We start from the raw sequence: 22,445 nt of genomic DNA on the forward strand, positions 1-22,445 counted from the left end.
GCAACCAAGGCAAACCCAAGGCAGATTGGCCTAATGTTTCACAAGCTTCAAGCCCTAAAAGCAGTCCACCACGTGTTGGCGCTATGCGTTTTTTTCCTGCTTGTTCCAGCAAGGCTTGAAGCCACCATGGAAGTCAGCCTCGATGTCCAACACCTGACCGTCTCCGAATCCAGAAAAGGCCAAAACAGCATCATAAAAGCGATCCAGGACCGGGATGGCTTCATCTGGATGGCCGCCATTCACGGCCTCTACATCCACGATGGGCAGCAGCTCCGCCCGGCCCTGGCCGAGCATCTGGCCAACGCGACCATTTGCGACATCCACATCGATCGGCGGGACACGCTCTGGGTCGCGACCACGACCGGTCTGTTGAGCTATTCCCTGCTCACGGACAAGGCCGCATGGCATCGCGCCGGTCCAGGCGGGCAGGGACTGTCCTCGGACATGATTTTTTGCGTCACCGAGGACAGGATGGGCACCATCTGGGTCGGCACGGCCGATGGAGGACTCCATCGGTACAACGAAATTCTCGACACCTTTTCCCTGCTGGACGTGATTCCCCCGGCCGTTGACGATCAAACCAAGACCAAATCCGTTTTCGACATCCTCGAGGACGCACGCGGCAACATGTGGTTGAGCACCAACCACGGCCTTTTGCGCCTGGGGCCGGATCGCGGAGCAGCCACGATCATCCACTCGGAATCCGGAGACCGTCTCCCGGTGCGCAAACTGGCCATGGACGGAAAAGGCGGAATTTGGGCCAACCCGCTTGGCCGCGGGCTGTGCAAGGTGGAGACAACGGGCAACGAAACCTTCCTGAAAATAATCCCGGAATTTTCAGCGACCCAGGTTTGGGATATATTGGGAGATAGTCGCGGAGACATCTGGATCGGGACCAAGAACGGTCTCTACCATGTCACCGAGGATCAAACGCTGATCCGCCACAACATAACGGCGACCGACCAGATCCAGGACATGCCCGCCAACGTCGCGTCCATCAGCGAGCTCAAGGCAGGTGTTTTCGCGATCGGGGTCTGGGACAGCGGAGTCTATCTTGGAGCGCTGCGTCCCGGAGCGCGCTTTCTGGACGTTGTCACCCAGGACAACGGGCTGCGAATAAAGCTGCAACGCAATCGTTGCGCCTACAATCCTCGGGATGGACGCATCTACGTCGCCCCGGTGTCCGGCGGCCTCTACCGATCCCAACCGGTGCGTGACATCCACCTGGAATACGCGGAGCGCATCGAGGTGACCCAATACCTACGTACCCCCAGAATCTCGGCCCTTTTCGTGGATTCACAACAGGGCATGATTGCCTCGATGTCGGAATACTTTCTGTATATCGCCCCCACGGGAGAAATCACCCGCGTGGAAACCCCACCCATATACACACGGAACCTGCCAGCAACCTTCCGCTGCGTCAGCCAGGCTCCGAATGGACGATTTTGGATGGCCGCGCAGGTGCATGTTTGCTCCTGGATTCCCGGGGAAGAGGCGGTGACACTGCACGCCAAAAGCCAAACCTTTACCGGGGTCACGGCCGTGGATGGCACGGCGTGGATCACATCCACCCAGGGCATCTTCCGCCTCGGAAACAACGCGACACGCCTGGACCGGGTCTTGGGCACGGCCCCGACAACATCGATTTTCAAGGACACGAAGGGCCACCTTTGGGTTGGAACCGTCGAAGGCCTTCTGCGCCTGGATTGCCGCACGCTGACGCCGGCCACGGTCACGCTTGGATCCGACACGCCCATATGCTCCGTGCAATCCTTTTGGGAAAGCCCCGACGGCGACATCTGGTTCCAAAATCTGGACGCGGTTTACGTGGTCCGCGCCGGCAGCGATACCGCCACGGAAATGGTCGCCGAAAACCAAGGCCCGGCCCAGGCCATCACCAGCTCGCCAATGGCAATCCTTCCCGGCGGCACCCTTGTCTTCGGGCACACTTCGGGACTTCTTCTGGTCGACCCGGCCAAATTGACGGCCACGTCAACGCCACAAACAATTATTTCCGATCTGCGCATCTTCGACCAGCCCGTGGCAGCCTCCAACCGGGGCCTCCTCCCCTCGCGGCTGGACCTTGATTACCGCCAGAACTATCTGACCTTCGGCTTCGGCACTCCCGGATTCAATCACCTGCGCCGACCGCGCTATGTCTATAAACTCGAAGGCGTGGACGCGGATTGGACCCAGAGCGAGTCCCGCGACTACGCCACCTACGCCCATCTCGATCCGGGGAGCTACACGTTCCTGGTGCGGGAGATTTCCGGAGCGCATCCGCCGGCGGCCCTGCCCTTCACCATCGCGCCGCCCTGGTGGCTGACACCTTGGGCCAAAACTGGCTATGCCGTCGTGACCCTGATGAGCATCGGCGCGGCCTTCGTGCTCACGACCCGGCTCCAGGCCGGACACATCCGACGGGAAATGCTGGAAACCCTGGTCATGCAGGACCCCCTGACCGGCATCCCCAACCGGCGCAAATTCAACGAAGTTCTGGAAATGGAAAAGAGCCGGTGCAAACGCACCCGCTGCACCATGGCCCTGATCATGATCGACGTGGATTATTTCAAGGGATTCAACGACCGCTTCGGGCATCAGGCCGGAGACCAGGCATTGTGCGCCATTGCCCGCACCCTGCGCGACACCCTGCGCCGGCCGGAAGATTTTGTCGCCAGATACGGTGGAGAGGAATTCGTGATCATTTTGCCCAACACGGGCCGGGAAGGAGCCGAACGCGTCGCCAAAAAAATTCAAACCGCCATGGCCGAGGCCAATATCGCCTACCCCGGATCGCCTATTTCCGATCGAATCACGATCAGCCTGGGCATTTCATCCTTCAGACCGGAATCGGACATGCACATCGAATCCGGGCTTTTCTCTGCGGATCAAGCCCTCTACCAAGCCAAGCGGGATGGTCGGAACCGCTTTTTCTACAAGGAACTGGGTGCAAACCTAGCCCTGCTGCCGCTGTGCGAGAAAGCGATCGATCCCGCATAGACGGCAGCTGTCGCATCCGGCGCGAGGACATGGCGCGGTCATGGCCGCGTGGCGATACTTGATCCATTCCCCGTATAAAAAACGGCGGGAGACACCCACATCAAGCCGCTCCCACGGAAAGACCTCGTCCCGCCCCGGCCGATGCCCCAACACCGCGTCCACCAAGGACGCGTGGGCCCGCATTGCCGCTGGAAAGCCCTTATCGGCGGCCAATTCCAAAAAAGGAAAAATCTCTTCGCCGCCCTTGGCCAAAAAAGCCTGCACCCGGGCCTGCCCTGGGTTTTCCCCGGAAAAGCGCATACCCTTGAAGCGTCCAACGGCGGTCTTGAAACGCTTCATGGCCCCCCTGAACCACGCCTCGTCGGGAAAGGCGGCCCACTGCAAGGCAGTCCAGGCCTTGGGAATCAGGCAGCTCACGGACAGGGAAATCAGCTCCACGCCGTGCTTGCGCCCCCCCTGCCCCTGTTTGCGGGCCGCGTCGACCCGGGCCAGAAATTCTTCGAATTCGGCCCAATCCGCCTCGTCCTCGTCGGGCCAACCCGTGATCATGTAAAGCTTGAGGGTGTTGAACTGCAATCGACTGATCCGGGCCACCGCGTCCAGAAAGGCATCCTCGGAAAAATGCTTGTTCATGGCGGCGCGCAAGCGACGGCTGGCGCCTTCCAGCGCCAAGGTCACGGACCGGGTTCCCGTCTTGCGCAAAAATTCCAAAAACTCGTCGGTCAGGCCATCGGCGCGCAGTGACGACAGGGAAAACTTCACGCCTTCATCCTGAAGCCAGCGCAAAAACGGGAGCAGGTCCGGCCAGTCCGTCAAGGCCGTGCCGACCAAGCCAACCTTGCGTGGTCCGCATTGACGCACGATATTCCGCAACTCGGACATGGCCGCCTGACGCGGCGGCTTGTAAATGCTTCCGGCCGCGCAAAAACGGCATCCATACGGACAGCCCCGATTGACTTCCAGCAAGAGCATGTCCCGGAACTGGGATTCTGGACTGACAAAGCAAGAATATGCCGGACCACGCAGCTCCCCCGGCGCCCCCGGAGCGATCCGACGTCGGACCGGCTCCGGACTTTGCCCCGGGATAAGCATGCCATCCATGGCCGCGATGGCGGCCTGGGCCTCGGCCTTGTCCCGGCCATGGATCCATGCCCCGGCCAGGCGCGTCAGCACCTCGACCAAACCGGCCTCGGCCTCGCCGCAAAAAATTCCGTCCAAGGCGGGCAAGAGCGGAAACGGGTTGAGAAAGGCCACGGGACCACCGGCCAATACCAACGGCCAGACGGAACGATTTGTCGCGCGCACCGGAATCCCGGCCGCATCGAGCATGCTCAGGACAATCGGAAAATCGCCCTCGAAATTGAGGCTGAAGAGAATAACGGGATAAAGGCTCAGATCACGCCCGGAATCGACGGATTTGGGCCGCTGCGAAGAGGGGTCCCAGAAAAAGCGCTCCACGGCCAAATCGTCCCGGCCTGCAAGCAAACGGTAGACGACCTGCCAACCCAGGGTCGACAAGGCGTGCTCGGCGCGTTCGGGAAAAATCAAGGCCACGGGCAAACGGCCTCCCCACTCCTTCAAGGGTGGGGGGCCGCTACCATGGAACAACGCGGGAATTTGGTCGGAGGCAGGCACGGTGGAAACGATGACGGACCGCTCCGAAATCAGTCTGCCTGCATTCTGATGAACGAGGGAATTTCGAATTCCTCCTCGTCGAACAGAAACTCGGCGTCATCGGGACTCGTCGCGGGCCGACGCGGTTCCTGACGGCGATCCTCCTGGATGGAATTCTTCGGATTGCGCAAATAGGTCGGCACGCTCAGATCAGAGGCCTCGCTGACGTTGATCTTGGGCCGCCGCGGCCGGTTGATGATCGCGCGACCTGGATCCTCGATGCCTCTGGCACCCGGCGTGGCCGGGGTGAGCGTGGTCACCTTGGCGCTTTTTTCGGCTGGCGCGTTACCATCCTGAATACCCGTGGCGATCACGGTGATGCGCATTTCGTCGGTGCATTCCATGTCGAACACCGTGCCGAAATAAATCTTGGCGTCCTCGTGCGCGGCGTCGTGCACGATGGCGGCCGCCTCGCTGACTTCCTCGATGGTCAAATCCGGTCCACAGGTGATGTTCATGAGCACGCCCCGCGCGCCATCGATAGTCACGTCTTCCAGCAACGGGCTGGTGATGGCCTTCATGGCGGCCTCGCGGGCGCGACCGTCGCCGGACGCGATCCCCGTGCCCATCATGGCCAGGCCCATCTCCTGCATGACGGCCTTGACATCGGCAAAGTCCAGATTGATCAGGCCCGGCACCATGATCAAGTCGGAAATACCCTTCACGGCGTGAAAAAGAACCTCGTCGGCCTTGGCCAACATATCCACGAACGAGGCTTTCTTGGACGCCAGCGTCAACAGCCGATCATTGGGGATGGTGATGATGCTGTCCACGATCTCGCGCAATTCCTTGATGCCGCGCTCGGCCTGCTGCTGCCGACGCTTGCCCTCGAAAAAGAACGGCTTGGTGACCACGGCCACGGTCAAGGCGCCCATGTCCTTGGCCACCTGGGCGATAACCGGAGCCGCGCCGGTACCCGTGCCGCCGCCCATGCCAGCGGTGACAAACACCATGTCGCAATCCCCCAGCACGTCGCGGATCTGGGCCTGGCTTTCCAGGGCCGCGTCACGGCCGACGTCGGGATTGGCGCCGGCGCCCAGCCCCTTGGTCAGCTTGTCGCCAAGCTGGATCTTGAACTCGGCCTTGGAATGCTTCAAGGCCTGCATGTCCGTGTTGGCGGTGATGAATGTCACGCCTTGCATGGCGGACTTGATCATGTTGTTGACAGCGTTACCGCCGCCGCCACCGCATCCGATCACCTTGATCAATGCGTTGTCTTCGCGTTCGATTTCCAAGAAATCCATACTGTTCCCCCTACGCTTATGCGTTGCTCCCTAACTATCGAAACCGGCCTCGCCGCCCCAACTGTCTTTGTTCAGCTAATGTCCACGAACCATTTTTTCATCCGGGCCAGTATGGAGTGGAAGACGTTGGTGTCGCGAATACGGATTTTGTTGTCGCGCCCCTGCTTTTCCGCGCCATACAGAAGCAGCCCCACCGCTGTCGCGTACATGGGACTGTCCACCACGTCCTTGAGCCCGCCAATCCCGGTCGGCGAGGCCGTTCTGGTCGGCAGGTTGAAAACCTGCTCGGCCAGTTCCTGAATGCCGTCGATGCGCGACGCGCCGCCCGTGAGCACCACGCCCGCGCCGATCAGCTTCTTGTAGCCGGAGCGGATCAATTCCTGGTCCACCAGTGCCAAAATTTCTTCCATGCGCGGCTCGCAAATCTCGGCCAGTACCTGACGAGTCAATTTGCGGGGCTCGCGCCCTCCCACGCTGGGGACTTCGATGATCTCGTCCGGGTTGACGAGTTCGGCCAGGGCGCAACCATATTTGATCTTGATTTTTTCCGCGGCCTGCGTCGGTGTCCGCAGCCCGAAGGCGATATCGTTGGTCAGGTTGGTCCCGCCCAGGGCGATGACCCCGGTATGCTTGATGGAGTTGCCATGAAAAATGGCCAAATCCGAAGTGCCTCCGCCGATATCGACCAAGGCGACCCCAATCTCCCGTTCCTCGTCCGTCAACACGGCCTTGGACGAGGCAAAAGCCTCGAGGACGATGTCCTCGACGTCCAGGCCGGACTTATGACAGGATTTGACGATATTCTGGGCGCTGGTCACCGCTCCGGTGACAATATGCACCTTCACTTCCAGGCGCACCCCGGCCATGCCCAGAGGATCGGCGATGCCGGCCTGGTCGTCGACAATGTATTCCTGGGGCAGGATATGGATAACCTCCCGGTCCAGGGGAATGGCCACGGCCTTGGCCGCGTCGATAACCCGTTCGATATCGCGGGACGTGACCTCGCCGCCCTTGACCGCGATGACGCCGTGGCTGTTGAAGCCCTTGATATGGCTGCCGGCGATCCCGGCGTATACCGCCCGGATTTCACATCCGGCCATGAGTTCCGCTTCCTCCAAGGCCTTCTTGATGGACTGCACGGTCTGCTCGATGTTGACCACCACGCCCTTGCGCAGGCCCGTGGAGGGGCTGGTGCCGATGCCCACGATATCGACTCCGTCCGTGCTGACTTCACCCACGACGGTACAAATTTTGGTGGTCCCGATATCCAGACCAACGATCAAATCCGATTTGGCCATCTTTCCCCTCATCAACCGGCAAACGGCCGGCACGCATTCTAGAGTGTTTTTTCGACTGCCGGTGCGGCCTTGTGCCGGACCCAGGCCCGACCCGGCATGACAAACATGGATGTGACCATTTCCAGTTCGCCCCGATGTTCCAGGTCGGCCCACAGCTTGGTCAAGCATGTCACGGCCGCGTGCAGATCCTTGCCATCCAATTGAACGAGAACCCGTGGTCTCTCCAGAAAAAGACTGTATTGCTCGGCGCTGTCCTGACGCATCCAGGCGATCTGGCTCATGCCAAAAGGCAGGGCGTTGCGGCCGATTTCCCCCAACAGGGCCATGAATCCCGGTCCAAGCGGCACCCCCTCCTCCTTGTCCAAAAGCGGCAGGGAAATGAACTTGTCCACCCCCACGCCGACAATGGGCTGGCCGGTGATATCCGCGTAAAAAAGACGATCATCGCGCCGGACCAGAAAAAAAGGCGTCCTTTCCTTGACTTCGATAATCAGCTGGTCCGGCAAGGTGCGGGTCACGGACACGGTTTCGATCCATTCCGAGGCCGCGACCCGTCGTTGGATATCGACGATGTTCAAGCCAAGGATATTGCAGCCCGGCGCGACACCACCCATGGCGGCGATTTCGTCCGAACTCAGCCGCTGGGCGCCCCTGACTTCCAGCTTGTCCAGAGAAAAAAATTCATGCTCCGTGATCCAGCGGTACGTCAGCAGGATCGCGGAACTGACCCCGATCAGGAAGATCACGGCCAGCATCCAGCGACAAACCGCGCCCACTGCCCGGCCAACCCCGGCGAGCAGCCCTCCGACAACTTCGGTCTTGGCCACGGGCCGACGCAAATCCGTTCTTCGGGAAACGTTCCTGCGAATTCTCTTGCCCATGACCGCTGTGTTCACGCCGCTTGTCCTATTTCTCGCCATCCAGATACTTCTGCCCCACTGTCCAAATACTTCCAGCCCCAAGGGTCACGAACAAATCCCCGGGCCGCAGGATTTCTTTCAAGGCATCCCGCATGGCGTCAAAGGTCTCGAAAAACCGTACCGGCGTATCCGAAATCTGCCGCACGGCCTGGGCCAGACTCTGCCCGCTGACCCCGGGGATGGGCGATTCGCTGGCCGGGTAGATCTCCGTCAACAGCAGCTGGTCCACCGGACCAAAAACCCGCGAAAATTCTCCGAACAGGGCCTGGGTCCGGGTGAACCGGTGGGGCTGAAACGCCACGACCAAGCGTCTGTCCGGGTAACAGGCCCGGGCGGTCTGCAACGTGGCCGCTATTTCCGTGGGATGATGGCCATAATCATCGACCACCAACACGCCGTCTCTCTCGCCCTTGCGCTCGAAACGCCGTCCCACGCCGCCAAAGGCGCCCAAACCGCCGATGATATCCTTCTTGGGCACACCCGCCTCGATGGCCACGCCAATGGCTCCCAAGGCGTTGAGCACATTGTGCCGGCCAGGGTGGGTCAGGGACACATCACCCCAAAATTCGCCGTCCCGGAAAACCCGAAAACGCGACCCGGCCTCGCTGCTGACTATTTCGGCGCGCAAGGCGTTGCCCTCGTCGAAACCATAGGTCAACACCGGGCGGCGCACCCGCGCCAGTACCGAACGCACCCCGGGGTCATCCCCGCAAACGACGTTGAGGCCGTAGAAGGGGACGCTGTTCATGAACTCAACAAAACTATCCCGGATCTCACCCAAATCCTTGTAAAAATCGAGATGATCGGCGTCGATGTTGGTCACGATGGTCACACGCGGCAGCAGGCACAAAAAGGAACCGTCGGACTCATCGGCCTCGGCGATGAGATATTTCCCCTGGCCGAGCATGGCGTTGGTGCCATAGGCGTTCAAACGACCACCGATAATGACCGTCGGGTCTAGGTCGGCCTCCTTGAATATCGTGGCCAAAAGCGATGTCGTCGTGGTCTTGCCGTGGGTCCCGGCCACGGCCACGCCCGTCTTGAGGCGCATCAGCTCGGCCAGCATCTCGGCCCGGGGAATGATGGGAATGGACTTTTTGCGAGCCGCCGCCAATTCGGGGTTGGAATCGCGCACGGCCGAGGACCGCACCAAAACCTGCGCGTCACGCACATTTCCCGCGTCGTGACCGACAAAAACCTTCGCGCCCAGCGTCTCCAGGCGTTGGGACACAGGGCTAGTCACCAGGTCCGATCCCGAAACCTCGTAGCCAAGATTGAGAAGCACCTCGGCGATCCCGCTCATGCCGGCGCCGCCAATGCCCACCATATGAATGCGTTTGATCTTTGATTTCATGCCCATGAATATATCTCGTGATTACCGGTTTCTGGTTCCGGCCAAAGACTGTAGTTCCGCCACGACCCGCTCGCCGGCATCGGGCCTGCCCATGTCCCGGGCGGCGCGACTCATCTTGGCCAGCCGATCAGGCATGCCAAACAAATCGCCCACCGCCGCAGCCAGGCTCTTGTCTTCCAGATAGCTTTGCTGGATCACCATGGCCGCGCCCTCGGCTTCCAAAAACCGGGCGTTCTTAAGTTGATGGTCGTGCGTGGCATAGGGGAAAGGCACCAGGATGCTCGGCTTTCCGGCCGCCGTCAGCTCGGCGATGGTCGTGGCGCCGGCCCGGCAAATCACCAGATCGGCAAAGGCGTAGGCCTCTTCCATGGTGTCGATGAAGGCATCGACGCGGGCTTCGGGATAGTGCTCGGCGTATGCGGCGCGAACCATTTCGTAATCGTCGCGACCGGTCTGATGCCAAATCTGGATGCCCTGGCCGCGAAAGCTGTCCATTTCGCGCAGCATGATCCGGTTCAGGGCCGCCGCGCCCTGGCTGCCGCCGACCACGAGCACGTTACGGCCATGGGTTGGCTCGCGGTCGCGCAAGACGCGGATATTGCCCCGGATGGGATTACCGGTGACGACCACATTGCGACCGGTAAAGGCCGGCGCGTCCATCCCCTCGAAGCTGACCAGGACCCGATCAACCCGGCGGGCCAGAACCCGGTTGGTCACGCCCGGCACGCTGTTTTGTTCGTGGATGGCCGTGGGGATGCCCATGAAACTCGCGGCCAGCACGCAGGAAAAACCCGCGTAGCCGCCCAGGCCCAGGACCACGTCCGGCCGAAAGCGCCGCATCAGCCGCCAGGCCTTGAACAGACTCCGGCCAAGCCAGACGACACTGCCCACGCTTCTGAACCCCCGCCCCAAGACACCCCTGGCCGGCAACGCGACAAACTCCAGACCGCTCCGCGCGGCCCACCGCCCCTCGGGCCCATGCTCGCCACCGACAAACAGAATCTCGCACTGGGGCTCGGCCTGACGCACGGCCTCGGCCACGGCCAAAGCCGGGAAAATATGGCCTCCGGTGCCGCCAGTGGTCACAACAAGACGCTTCATGGTCGAGCCTTCCGGGAGAGGTTCAACAACATTCCAACACAAAAATATTCCGCCAGCAAATGACTGCCACCATAACTCAAGAACGGCATGGGCACGCCCTTTGGCGGCAAGGCGCCCAGCACCACGCCCGCGTTCAGCACTCCGCCCATGAGGATGATCGCGCCCATGCCAAAAGCCGTGATCCGGTCGCGGATATCCTGCTGGCGGATACTGATGAGCACCGCCCGCCACAGCACGACGCCAAGCAACACAAAAATCAGCGACAGACCGACAAAACCCATTTCCTCGCCCAATACGGAAACGATAAAGTCATTGTGGGCTTCCGGCAGGAAAAAAAGCTTCTGCCGCCCTTCCCCCAGCCCCAGTCCCAGCCAGCCGCCCGAACCCAGCCCATAGAGGGACTGGACAAGCTGATAGCCGGAATTCTGGGCATCCTTGAAGGGATCGAGAAATGCAAAAAACCGCCGGAAACGATACGGAGAATTGACCACCAGGAGCACCGCCGAGACCGCGGCCAGCATTCCGGCCGATCCCAAAAAAATAATCCGTGTTCCACCCGCCAGGCACATCAAGAACAAAAGCCCAGCCATGACCATGGCACCGCCGAAATCCGGCTGCAAGAGCAAAAGCAGACACAACGCGCCCGTCATCAGAATAGGGGGCAAAAATCCCACGCTGAAGGTCTGCACCATGTCCTGCTTGTTGGCGAAAAAATAGGACAAATAGAATACCAGGGCGACCTTGGCCACTTCCAGGGGCTGGATGGACAGGGGGCCGAGGCGCAGCCACCGGCTGGCGCCGCCGGCCGTGGTGGCCAAGGGCGAAACAAGGGTCAGGACAAGCAGCACCGCGGCGAGAATGATCCAAAAATAGGGGCGGCGGTAAAAAAAGTTCATGGACATCCGCATGGCCCCGATCAGCACCAAAAATCCAACCAGCATGTACGCCGCCTGTTTCCAAAACAGCGCGTATTTGTCGCCATACACCTTCTCGGCCATGATTCCGCTGGCGCTCATGACCATGATCAGCCCCAAGGCCGAAAAGGCGACTATCGCCCCCAGCAGCACATAATCAAAGTGCATGGGAGGAAGCGCGGTTTCACGCTGCGTGATCTTCATGCCTGTCCATCCACCCATTCGCGCACGGCGCGTTGAAACGCCTTGCCCCGCTCCTTGTAGTTGGCGAACAAATCAAAGCTGGCCGTGGCCGGGGACAACAGCAGGCATTCTCCGGCCTTGGCCTCGTCGGCGGCCCGAAACACGGCGTCTTCCAGGGTCGCGTCCCAGGTCATGTCCACGCCGGCCCCGGCCCAGGCGGCCTCGAAAACCTCCCTGGACCGGCCAAAGAGATACACCCCCCGCACCCGTTCCCGGACCAACGGCAAAATCGCGCCCAAATCCCCCCCCTTGAACACGCCTCCCGCCAGCAGCCGCACCGGGCGGTCCTGACTGCGCAGGGCCGCGCCCAGGGAATCGATGGTCGTGGACTTGGAATCATCGACAAACACGATTCCGGCGTGCTCGGCCACGGCTTCCAGACGATGCGGCAGGGAAGAAAAACCATCGATCCCGTGCTGGACCTCGTCCTGGGACAAGCCAAAAAAACGGCACGCCAGATAGGCCGCTTCCATGTTTTCCCGGTTGTGCGCCCCAGGCAGGCCGGGGCAGTCGAAACGCTCGCTGGCCACGAAATAGACCCGCCGCGCCGGGGTAAAGGCCCGGCCCTCCAATTCCTCCTTCATGGACAGCGGCACGATGGCCAGATCGTCGGGTCCCATGTGGGCGAACATGCTCAATTTGGCGTCTAGATATTCGTCCATGGTCGCGTGGTAATCGAGATGATTGGACGAAAAATTGAGCAGCAGGGCGACCCGTGGCCGAAAGGAAGGCGAATTTTGAAGCTGGAAACTGGACACTTCCAGCACCACGACATCGGCCTGATCGTGGTCCAGAAGGTATTCGGACAATGGCGTGCCAATGTTGCCGCCAGTGAACACAGTCTTGCCGTTGCGTTCCAGAATGCGGCTGATCAGCGTCGTGGTCGTGGTCTTGCCGTTGGTGCCGGTGATGGCCACGACGGGCTCGGTCACGAACCAACTGGCCAGTTCCAATTCGGAGACAAGCTGCACGCCGGCGGACAACAACGGCGCGATCCGCGTCCGGGGAATGCCGGGACTCAGGACCACGATCTGCGCGTCCGCGAAATGCGCCGCGTCATGTTCGCCGGTCACCACGTCCCATTGCGCGGACTCGGGCAGATCGGCGACGCGGGCGGGGTCTTTTTCCAAAAGGCGGACCGAGGCGCCAAGCCGGGACAACAGGCGGCCGGCGGCCAGCCCCGAACGACCGGCGCCGACAACCACGGCCCGATGTCCTCGAAGTTGATCCGCGTGGATAAATTCGCGCATGTGCAACCTACCGCAATTTCAAGGTTCCAAGGGCCATGACCGCCAAGAGCAGCGACAGGATCCAGAACCGGATAATGATCTTGGACTCATGCACACCTTTCTTTTCGAAATGATGATGCAGGGGAGCCATGCGGAAAATCCGCTTGCCGCCACTGACCTTGAAATATCCAACCTGCAGGATGACCGAAAGCGTCTCGACCACGAACAACCCGCCCACGACCACCAACAGGAGTTCCTGTTTGCAAAGGATGGCAATGAATCCCAACGTGCCGCCAATACTCAGGCTGCCGACATCGCCCATGAAAACCTGGGCCGGATACGCATTGAACCACAAAAAACCAAGGCCCGCGCCGATCATGGCGCCACAGATAACCGTCACCTCCCCCACCCCGGGGACGTAGGCCACTTGCAGATAGTTGGCCAGATTCACGTGGCCGGCCACATAAATGAACAGGGCAAAGCAACCGGCCGAAACCACGGCCGGTCCGATGGCCAACCCGTCCAGTCCGTCGGTCAGATTGACGCCGTTGGACGCGCCGATCATGACGAACACGGCGAAAGGCACATACATCCAGGACAAATCAGGCCGAAAATTTTTGAAAAAAGGCGCCATGAGCTGGGTCGAGTACTCCGGAAAATAAACCAGCAACGAGGCCGCGCCGACAGCGATGATCAACTGCCCGGCCAGCTTGGCGCGGGGAGACAGTCCATCGTTATGACGCCGGACCACCTTGATATAGTCATCGGCAAAGCCCACGGCGCCGAAACCGACAAAAACCATGATGGTCAGCCAGACGTATTTGTTTGTTAAATCGCCCCACAAAAAGACGCTGGCCAGCATGCAAAACCCAAAGAGCAGGCCACCCATGGTCGGGGTGCCGCTCTTGCCCTGATGATCCGGGCCACACTCCTTGATGTACTGACCGCATTTCAACTTGCGCAACCAGCCAATGAAGGTCGGACCAATGATGATGGCCAGGATCAGGGCGGTGAGCATGGCATAGATCGACCGGAAGGTGATATACCGGAAGACGTTCAAGAGCCCCAATTGCTCACTCATGGGGTACAACAGATGATAAATCACGCCCAGTTCCTCTCGACGGCCTGATAAAAATGTTCCATCGCGCAGCTCCGCGACCCCTTGAAAAGCATCACCCCGCCAGCGTCGCGCACGTCGGCCAGGGCCCCCGTGACATCGGATGGATCCTCCACCCGTCGAAACAGCCCGGAAAAGGTTCCCAATCCATCCTGAACATCGCGGGCATGCGCGCCGTGAAAAAAACAATGCGAGCAGGCCGTGCGTCCGATGAGCCGCCCCAGATCACGATGCGCGGCCGCGCTCTCCGGCCCCAGCTCGCGCATGTCCGCCAACACCAAAACCAGCCGCCGGCCCTGGGCCAGACGCTCCGCCTCGTGGATGGAACGGGCCATGGACACGGGATTGGCGTTGTAGGTATCGTCGATCAGGGTCCAGGCTCCCGCCTGGGCAATGGCGAAACGCTGGGGCACCGGCGCGTAGGTACCCAACGCCTGGGCGATGGTTTCGGGCGACAGCCCCAGTTCCATGGCCATGGCGACCACCGCGGCCATGTTCTCCTCGACGTGGACATTGGCCGAAACCGTCAGGTTCACGACGCGCCCCCGGGCACAAAGACCAAATTCGGCCCGATCGCCATGCACCGCGCGTTGACGACAGGAATAGGCCACGTCCCGACCGCCACCGGAAAAAAGGACCCGGCGCGGGCAGCGGCCGTCGCTTTCCGTAACCAACAGCGGATAGTCGGCGTTCACGCAACAAAAGCCCCCAGGACGGACAAAATCGAACAGGCTGGATTTTTCACGGGCCACCCCGGCCAGATCGCCCAGTCCCTCCAGATGGCAGGGACCGATATTGACCACCATGGCCGCGTCCGGGGCCAGGATGCGCCCCAAATCGTCCATGTCTCCCGGACGGCTGATGCCCAATTCCAAAACCCAGAAATCTTCCGTCCCGGTCATCTCCAGCATCGACAAGGGCAGGCCGATCTGATTGTTCAAATTGCGAAAATTCTTGGCCGTCGGGCCAACGGCGCCCAGAACCTGGGCCAGCATCTCCTTGACCGTGGTCTTGCCGGCCGAGCCGGTGACGCCGATGACCCTGGCCGTGGATCGCTCCCGCCAAGCCCGGGCCAGGCGACCCAGGGCCACGGTGGTGTCCTCGACCAGAAACACGGGTGCGTCCACGGTCAACGGCGCGCTGGCGACCACGGCCCGCGCCCCGGCGGCCACGGCCTGGGCCGCGAATTGATGACCGTCCATGTTCTGGCCGACAATACAGAAAAAAAGATCCCCCTCGCCCACTGTGCGACTGTCCGTGCGCACCCGCGTCACGACGGACGACGAACCCGCATCGAGGTAGCAACCTAGGGCAAGGGCGATTTCGGCCAAGGTCATGTTCACGCCAGATACTCCCGCACGACTTCGAAGTCGGAAAAATGCGTCTTGGTCGTGCCGATGATCTGATAATCCTCGTGACCCTTGCCCGCGATGAGCAAGGCATCTCCAGGATGCATGCGCTCGATGGCCAGACCGATGGCCTTCCGCCGGTCCACCTCGCGCAGGACCTGGGGCGCCTCGGTCAAACCTGGAGCGACCTGATCCAGAATCGATTCCGGGTCCTCGGTGCGGGGATTGTCCGAGGTCAAGATCGCGATGTCCGCATGCCGGGCCACGGCCTGCCCCATGAGCGGACGTTTGGTCGCATCGCGATCCCCGCCACAACCAAAAACCGTGATCAGGCGCGCAAAGCCCATGGCTTTCAAGGCCGCCGCAACCTTTTCCAGGGCATCGGGCGTGTGCGCGTAGTCGATGAAAATATCAAGCTGCCTGGAATTCGGAACCCGTTCCAGCCGTCCTGGCGCTCCGGGCGCATCGGCCAGGACCAGCATCTGTTCGGGCGTCAACCCCAACAGCAAACCGGCTCCCTGGCAGGCCAACAGGTTGGAGGCGTTGTGCCTGCCCACCAGTCCGGTCCGCAGCTCCCAGGATTGTCCGGCATACCGCATGGCCAGTCGCATGCCCCGGGGGCCCGAATCGAGCACTGTCCCATGCAGCTCGGCCGGCACGTCCAAACCATAGCCAAGAAGATCGTCGCGACCCGCCAGAAGTTCGCGCCCACGGGGATCGTCCACGTTGACCGCGCCCTTGGCGCAACGCCGCTCTAAATCCCAAAAAAGCCGCGCCTTGGCCGCGAAATACGCGTCCATCGTCCGATGGTAATCGAGATGGTCCTGGGTCAGGTTGGAAAAAACCCCGACATCCACCGGAACCCCGGCAATGCGATCCTGATCCAGGGCGTGGGAAGAAACTTCCATGACCACGCATTCCACCTGGTCATCAACCATGCGCCGGATTGTCCCGTGCAGGCTCAGGCAATCCGGAGTGGTCATGCTCGCCGGCTCGAAATGTCCGTTCCAGGAGCATCCGATCGTCCCCATGAGACCGGCGCGCACGCCGTTGCGGGCCAAAAGATATTCCAGGAGGTAGGCGATGGTGGTCTTGCCGTTGGTCCCGGTCACCCCAACGACCCGGGGCATGCGATCCTTGGTGCCAAGGGCGGTCCGGGCCAGAACCCCCAAGGTCCGTGCCGGATTGGGCACCGCGACGAAGCAGACCCCTTCCACGGGTCTTGCCGGAGCGCCCTGGGCGTGCACCACGACCCGCGCCCCCCTGGCCACGGCCTCGTCGATGAACCGCGCGCCATCCACCCGCGAGCCGGGCATGGCCACGAACACGCCACCAGGCCGCACTTTCCCGGAATGGGAGTACAGCCCGGCGCCATGTTCCAGCATGTCCACAATTTGATCGAGTTGCATCGTCACGCCTTGTTAACTGGGTTCCTGGGTCAACCACAGCCGGCATTTTTTATCCGCCGGCCACTTCTCGCCCGGAGCGGGTTTTTGCCGTTCCACCAAAACACCCTGGCCGGAAACCACGGGCACGATATTCCGTCCAACGAGAATCTCCAGGGCCTGACGCACAGTGGCGCCCTTCAGGTCCGGCATGGTCGCGTTGTCGACCTTGATCTCGCACTCCCGCGACACGGACGCCATGAAACGATTCGGAGCCAGGGGCCGCGCCATCGTCCGCTCCATGGGTTCGGTCAGCATGCCCGAGGAGGTCAAAAGCTGCACGCCGACATTCCGGACCTCGGGCGCCACCAGAACCCCGCCGTAATGACCGGCCTGGGGCTCGTCGACCAGCATGCACACCAGATATTTCGGTTTGTCCGCCGGAAAGATGGCGAAGAACGACGCCACGTACTCGCTCCCGTACCCGCCCGTGGGGCTGGCCTTTTGGGCCGTGCCAGTCTTGCCGGCCACGCGCACGCCGTCAATGCGGGCCCTGGTGCCGGTGCCGTCCATCTGCACCACCTCTTCCAGCATGGTCATGACGGCCCTGGCCACGGCGGGATCGAACACCCGCACGCTCTCCGGCGTCGGATGAGGCTCGTGCACCAAGCGCAGCGGCAAACGCATCCCCTCGTTGGCTAGGCATAAATACGCCTCGGCCATTTGGAGCATGGTCACGCCCAGCCCTTGTCCGAAGGCCATGTTGGCCAGATCCACCTGGGTCCACTGGGCGAAGGGTCGGATCAGGCCGGCGGACTCGCCCGGCAGGGGCAAACCCATGGGCCGGGCAAAGCCAAGCCGCTGCAGATAACGGTCATACTTGGCCGCGCCCAATTCCAGGCCGATCTTGGCCATGCCGATATTGCTCGAATACCGGACGATCTCGCTGACGGTCAGTTTTTCGTACTTGTGCGTGTCCTTGATCCGTCGGCCGCCAACCTTCCATTTTCCCTGTTCACAATCGTACTTCGTGTCCGGCGAACAGATCTTTTCCTGAAGCGCGGCCGCGACCACGATGGGCTTCATGGTCGAACCGGGCTCGAAGATGTCCACGGCCAGACGGTTTTTCCATTCCCCGTCGGTTTTTTTGACCACGTTGGGATTGAAAAGCGGATAGTTCGCCCAGGACAGAATCTCGCCAGTGGCCACTTCCACCACCAGGGCCATGCCGTATTTCCCCCGGGCGCGCAGCACCGAACGCTCCAGCGCCTCTTCCGTGGCCAGCTGAACCTGGGAATCGATGGTCAAACGCAGGGTCTCGCCGTTGAACGAGGCGCGGTCGTCACGATCGAGGTTGAAAAGCCGTTTCCCGGCGGCATCTTTCTGGACCGTGTACTTGGCCGACGAAGGCGCCAGCAGATCATTGAAGCTGCGTTCCACGCCCTCGATGCCACGACCGTCCACATTGACAAAACCAAGCAGCTGGCCGGCCATGTAGCCTTGTGGATACTGGCGCGAGTTTTCGGCATCCAGATAAACACCGGGCAGGCGCTCTTCGCGGATGGCCTGGGCCTGGGCGTCGCTGATCTTGCGGGCGACCCAGACAAAGCGCTTCTTGGGATCGAGAACCGTTCCGATATCCTTGGAGCTGGTCCCAAGGATTTTTCCAAGAGCCCGGGACGTGAGCCAGCGGTCGACGATTTCCTTGGGCCGGGCGTACACGGACTGGGTGATGATGGTCTTGGCCAAAAGCAAACCGTTTCGGTCCACGATCTCGCCGCGCTTCCCGGAAACGGTCTCGGAGGCCCAGTACTGCCGGTTCGCCATCTTGGCGTATTCCGGTCCCTTGACCACCTGCACATAATAGGCACGCGCCCACAACCCCATCAGCACCACGCCAAAAATCACGCCGGCAAAAATAATCTTGCCCCGGCTGCGATCCTTGGGCGGCTTGCGCTCCCTGGCGAGGTTGCTTTCTTTTTTGGCCATGCCTTTTTATTCCACCATGCGGATCTGATCTCGCGCCGGAGGCCGCAGTCCGGCCTTTTCCGCCCTGTCGCGCAGGGTTGGCGGCGCGAGCAAATAGTGCAACTCCACCTGAAGCTTGGAATGCTGTTCCAGCATCTCCTGATACTCACGCTCCAGGGCCTTCAGCTTGTAGGCGTGATCCACCCGCTCGATATTGACCCACACCAGCGTCAAACCAAGCACGATGGTCACCAGAAACATGGCGCCAAGGCCCACGAAACCGACACGACCAGCGCTCACGCCTCGTCTCCAAGCCGTTCGGCCACGCGCAACTTGGCGCTCCGACTCCGGCTGTTGACGCGCATTTCCTCGGCGGTGGGCAGCAGTGGCTTGCGAAACGGCAGACGCACCTTTTTTTCATGGCCGCACTGGCAGACGGGGTATTCCGGCGGACACAGGCAACCCGAGCTTTCACGGCGAAACGCATGCTTGACGATGCGGTCTTCCAGGGAATGAAATGAGATGACCGCGATGCGGGCACCCGGAGCGAGCACGTCGATGACGCGGTCCAAAAAAAGCCCGATTTCCTCCAGCTCGCCGTTGACCTCGATCCGCAGGGCTTGAAACGTCTTGGTCGCCGGATGGTTCCGGGCCAGGGCCCGACGCTTGGCGGGATAGGCGGCGGCCACGATTCGGGCCAGTTCCAGGGTGGTCCGGATGGGACTCTCTTCCCTGGCGGCGACAATGGCCCGCGCGATGCGCCCAGCCATGGGTTCCTCGCCATATTCCCAGATGATTTTCCGAAGCCGGTCGTACGAGGCGCTGTTGACGATGTTCGCGGCGGGAGCACCGCCTGAACCAGGATCCATGCGCATGTCAAGAGGGCCGTCGTGAAGAAAGGAAAATCCACGCTCCGGGCTGTCCAATTGCACGGAGGACACGCCCAGGTCGGCGATGACGCCATCCACCCGTGACCAGCCCACCTCCTCCAAGGCGTCCTCGAAATACCGAAACGCGGAATGCACGCAGGTCACGGCATCTCCAAATGGCGCCAACCGGGCCTTGGCCCGAGCCAGGGCATGTTCGTCGCGATCCAGGCCAAGCACGCGGGCCCGCCCGCCGGTCAATTCCATGATCCGGGCGGTATGGCCGCCCAACCCCAGGGTGGCGTCCAGATATCGTCCTCCCGGCTTGGGCGCGATCCAGTCCATGACTTCGTCGCGCATGACCGGGACATGCTGCACTATCTCATTCATACGGCTCCAGATCAGAATCGCAATTCAAAACCGTTGGCGGCCAGGTCGTCCATGACCTCGTCAAAATTGTCCTGCATGGCCTGCTGCTGGGCCTCGAACCGCTCCCGGTCCCAGATCTCGAATTTGCGCCCCACCCCCGCCAGGATGATATCTTTTTGCAACCCCGCGTACTTGCGCAAATGAGGTGGGATGAGCACCCGCCCCTGCTTGTCCAGGATCACCTCCACGGCTCCGGCGATAAAAAAGCGATGAAAATCACGGAAACGACGATTGGCCATGTTCAGCTTGGAAAAGCTCTGCTCGATGACCAGCCACTCCGGCATGGGATACGCGGCGATACAATCGTCAAAATTGGTCAACATGAGCGAGCCGTCCGGGGACTGCGCCAAAACCTCGTCACGGAATTCCGGGGGCAGCATCAGCCGTCCCTTGGGATCCTGGGTTCGTTGCGCATGCCCTCTAAACATATTCCCTCACGTTTTTCCCACTATTTACCACTTTTTACCACCCCATACCCACCGCGCCGCGCGCCCGTCAAGCCGGCGTCGCCGGCCACCGACAAAACCAAGCGTGAAAAACCGATAATTCAGGCAGATACAATTTCACAACATCCGTCAGGAACCGACCAAAACCACGACGTGGCACTTCGCACCGACTTGCTCTCTCAAATTCTTGACACTCTATTTCGAGAGGAATATCCACTGGACTGGATTCGATAACCTACGAAAATCGACTTTACTTTTAATGTAATTCGTTAAATTTTAACAACAAAAAAGACAAATACCGAGCTCGGACACGCATAACGCGAACACAGGATCACAAGTTTTCGCCTTGCTAAACAGCGTCTGCGTTCACAGCAGAAACATTTTTTTTTCAAAACGCATTCATAAGACGTTATATTTCGCGGATCATTGCCATGAATATTTCTTTTTTGCTTCTCTGCACCCTGCTTGGAATGCTCACTGGCATGATGTTTACGTCCAAAGCACGAGTCTGGATCGCATGCACGCTGACTGGTGCGTTGTGCGCCTTGCTCGCTGGCATTTCGATACTCCTTGGGCAACCCTCCTGGTCCTGGACCAACGGCGTGGCCCTGGGAGGACAGACGATATCCCTGAATCTTGACGCGCTGGGTGCCTTTTTTCTCATTCTTTTGTCCGTCGTGGCCTCGGCCGCGTCCGTTTACTCCCTTGGTTATTGGCACCAATCAGCCCACCCCCAAAGCGCGCCTCGCGGACGTTGCTGGTGGAACGCCATGCTCCTGGGCATGGGCGGCGTTCTGCTGGCGGGAAATGGACTGCATTTTCTCCTGGCCTGGGAGCTTTTCGCCGTCAGCGCCTATTTCCTGGTCAGCCTGGAGCGAAACAACAATACAGCACGGAGCGCTGGCTGGCTCTATCTGGCCGCCTCCCACGTCGGCACCCTGGCCCTGTTCGCCTTTTTCTCGGCCCTGGCCGCGCAAACCGGCTCCTGGGAGCTGGGCTCCCTGTCCCACCGGCCGGATCTTGCCCCCCTGTTCTGGTTGGCCCTCGTCGGATTCGGCATCAAGGCCGGCGTCTTCCCCCTGCACATCTGGCTGCCCTCGGCCCACGCCAATGCCCCCAGCCATGTCTCGGCCCTCATGTCCGGCATGGCCATCAAGATTGGCGTGTACGGCCTCGTCCGCTTCAGCGGCTGGATGCCCCTGCCTCCGGGCGCGGACTGGCTCATCGCCGGCCTTGGCTGCGCCAGCGCCGTGCTTGGCGTGGCCTTCGCCCTGGGCCAGCATGACCTGAAACGTCTTCTCGCCTACCACAGCGTGGAAAACATCGGCATCATCCTCATGGGTCTGGGCTTCGCGCTCCTGGCCCGCGAACGAAGCATGCCCGCCTGGGGCGCCCTGGCCCTGGCCGGAGGGCTGCTGCATATCTGGAACCACGGGCTGTTCAAATCCCTTCTCTTTCTGGGCGCGGGCTCGGTCCTGCACGCCACGGGCACGCGCGAAATGAGCCGCCTGGGAGGACTATGGCGCGCCATGCCCTGGACCGCGACCCTCTTCACCCTGGGTTCCGTGGCCATTTGCGGCCTGCCGCCCCTGAACGGTTTTGTCAGCGAATGGCTGATCTATTCCGGCCTCTTTCAGGCGGGCATCGCCAAAAACGACACGGCCGTGGCCGCTATTCCAGCCGTCGTGCTCCTGGCCGTGACCGGGGCCCTGGCCCTGGCTTGCTTCATCAAAGTCTGTGGCGTGATCTTTTTGGGCGCACCCAGATCGAACCGCGCCACAACGGTTCACGAATGTGCCCGGACCATGCGCGCGGGCATGCTCCTGCTAGCCGCCGGGTGCATGGTCATCGGTCTCTTTCCGGCCGTGGTCTGGCGCATCTTGCCACGGGTGGCCCACGCATGGTCCG

General features: G+C 61.1%; 17 protein-coding genes. 2 read left to right on the forward strand and 15 right to left on the reverse strand.

The features are described from left to right. Window positions 1–33 precede the first annotated feature (33 nt). The gene (locus EOL86_01525) at window positions 34–3,000 is read left to right on the forward strand and encodes a GGDEF domain-containing protein (protein ID NCD24261.1); all 2,967 of its coding nucleotides are present in this window, start codon (window positions 34–36) and stop codon (window positions 2,998–3,000) included. Here EOL86_01525 and EOL86_01530 read toward each other — a convergent pair. From EOL86_01530 to mraZ, 15 genes are all read right to left on the reverse strand, one after another. After that, the gene (locus EOL86_01530) at window positions 2,956–4,581 is read right to left on the reverse strand and encodes a radical SAM protein (GenBank protein ID NCD24262.1); all 1,626 of its coding nucleotides are present in this window, start codon (window positions 4,579–4,581) and stop codon (window positions 2,956–2,958) included. The genes EOL86_01525 and EOL86_01530 overlap by 45 nt on opposite strands. 83 nt (window positions 4,582–4,664) lie before the next feature. Next, window positions 4,665–5,918, reverse strand: coding sequence for a cell division protein FtsZ (gene ftsZ / locus EOL86_01535; GenBank protein NCD24263.1), 1,254 nt, complete (start codon window positions 5,916–5,918; stop codon window positions 4,665–4,667). Window positions 5,919–5,989: 71 nt separating this feature from the next. After that, window positions 5,990–7,216: a cell division protein FtsA gene (ftsA, locus tag EOL86_01540; GenBank protein ID NCD24264.1), complete on the reverse strand. Its 1,227-nt coding sequence runs from the start codon at window positions 7,214–7,216 to the stop codon at window positions 5,990–5,992. A 38-nt stretch (window positions 7,217–7,254) separates the two neighbouring features. Next, entirely contained in the window at window positions 7,255–8,136 is an 882-nt protein-coding gene (locus EOL86_01545) for an FtsQ-type POTRA domain-containing protein (protein NCD24265.1), read from the reverse strand. Further along, window positions 8,123–9,490, reverse strand: coding sequence for a UDP-N-acetylmuramate--L-alanine ligase (locus EOL86_01550; GenBank protein ID NCD24266.1), 1,368 nt, complete (start codon window positions 9,488–9,490; stop codon window positions 8,123–8,125). The genes EOL86_01545 and EOL86_01550 overlap by 14 nt, the downstream gene beginning before the upstream one ends. Window positions 9,491–9,511: 21 nt before the next feature. After that, window positions 9,512–10,591: an undecaprenyldiphospho-muramoylpentapeptide beta-N-acetylglucosaminyltransferase gene (murG, locus tag EOL86_01555; GenBank protein ID NCD24267.1), complete on the reverse strand. Its 1,080-nt coding sequence runs from the start codon at window positions 10,589–10,591 to the stop codon at window positions 9,512–9,514. After that, entirely contained in the window at window positions 10,588–11,709 is a 1,122-nt protein-coding gene (ftsW, locus tag EOL86_01560; protein NCD24268.1) for a putative lipid II flippase FtsW, read from the reverse strand. The genes murG and ftsW overlap by 4 nt, the downstream gene beginning before the upstream one ends. Beyond that, on the reverse strand, window positions 11,706–12,998 hold the full coding sequence (gene murD, locus EOL86_01565; GenBank protein ID NCD24269.1) for a UDP-N-acetylmuramoyl-L-alanine--D-glutamate ligase: 1,293 nt from the start codon (window positions 12,996–12,998) through the stop codon (window positions 11,706–11,708). Before murD ends, ftsW begins: the two co-directional genes overlap by 4 nt. Window positions 12,999–13,005: 7 nt before the next feature. Beyond that, window positions 13,006–14,082, reverse strand: coding sequence for a phospho-N-acetylmuramoyl-pentapeptide-transferase (locus EOL86_01570; GenBank protein NCD24270.1), 1,077 nt, complete (start codon window positions 14,080–14,082; stop codon window positions 13,006–13,008). Then, window positions 14,079–15,437, reverse strand: a complete 1,359-nt coding sequence (locus tag EOL86_01575) for a UDP-N-acetylmuramoyl-tripeptide--D-alanyl-D-alanine ligase (GenBank protein NCD24271.1) — start codon at window positions 15,435–15,437, stop codon at window positions 14,079–14,081. The genes EOL86_01570 and EOL86_01575 overlap by 4 nt, the downstream gene beginning before the upstream one ends. Beyond that, window positions 15,434–16,852, reverse strand: a complete 1,419-nt coding sequence (locus EOL86_01580; GenBank protein NCD24272.1) for a UDP-N-acetylmuramoyl-L-alanyl-D-glutamate--2,6-diaminopimelate ligase — start codon at window positions 16,850–16,852, stop codon at window positions 15,434–15,436. The genes EOL86_01575 and EOL86_01580 overlap by 4 nt, the downstream gene beginning before the upstream one ends. 12 nt (window positions 16,853–16,864) lie before the next feature. Beyond that, window positions 16,865–18,817 carry a PASTA domain-containing protein gene (locus EOL86_01585; GenBank protein ID NCD24273.1) on the reverse strand — a complete coding sequence of 651 codons (1,953 nt, stop codon included), beginning with the start codon at window positions 18,815–18,817 and terminating at the stop codon, window positions 16,865–16,867. A gap of 6 nt (window positions 18,818–18,823) precedes the next feature. Continuing rightward, window positions 18,824–19,057: a hypothetical protein gene (locus tag EOL86_01590; protein ID NCD24274.1), complete on the reverse strand. Its 234-nt coding sequence runs from the start codon at window positions 19,055–19,057 to the stop codon at window positions 18,824–18,826. 35 nt (window positions 19,058–19,092) lie between these two features. Continuing rightward, on the reverse strand, window positions 19,093–20,052 hold the full coding sequence (gene rsmH / locus EOL86_01595; GenBank protein ID NCD24275.1) for a 16S rRNA (cytosine(1402)-N(4))-methyltransferase RsmH: 960 nt from the start codon (window positions 20,050–20,052) through the stop codon (window positions 19,093–19,095). A gap of 11 nt (window positions 20,053–20,063) precedes the next feature. Continuing rightward, window positions 20,064–20,519: a division/cell wall cluster transcriptional repressor MraZ gene (mraZ, locus tag EOL86_01600; GenBank protein NCD24276.1), complete on the reverse strand. Its 456-nt coding sequence runs from the start codon at window positions 20,517–20,519 to the stop codon at window positions 20,064–20,066. A gap of 449 nt (window positions 20,520–20,968) precedes the next feature. On the opposite strand from mraZ, the gene EOL86_01605 reads away from it, so the two are divergent. Further along, window positions 20,969–22,445: NADH-quinone oxidoreductase subunit H (locus EOL86_01605; GenBank protein ID NCD24277.1), on the forward strand; the 1,477-nt coding region annotated here is incomplete at its 3' end.

Source organism: Deltaproteobacteria bacterium, from assembly GCA_009930495.1.
Classification (GTDB): Bacteria; Desulfobacterota; Desulfovibrionia; order Desulfovibrionales; family Desulfomicrobiaceae; genus Desulfomicrobium.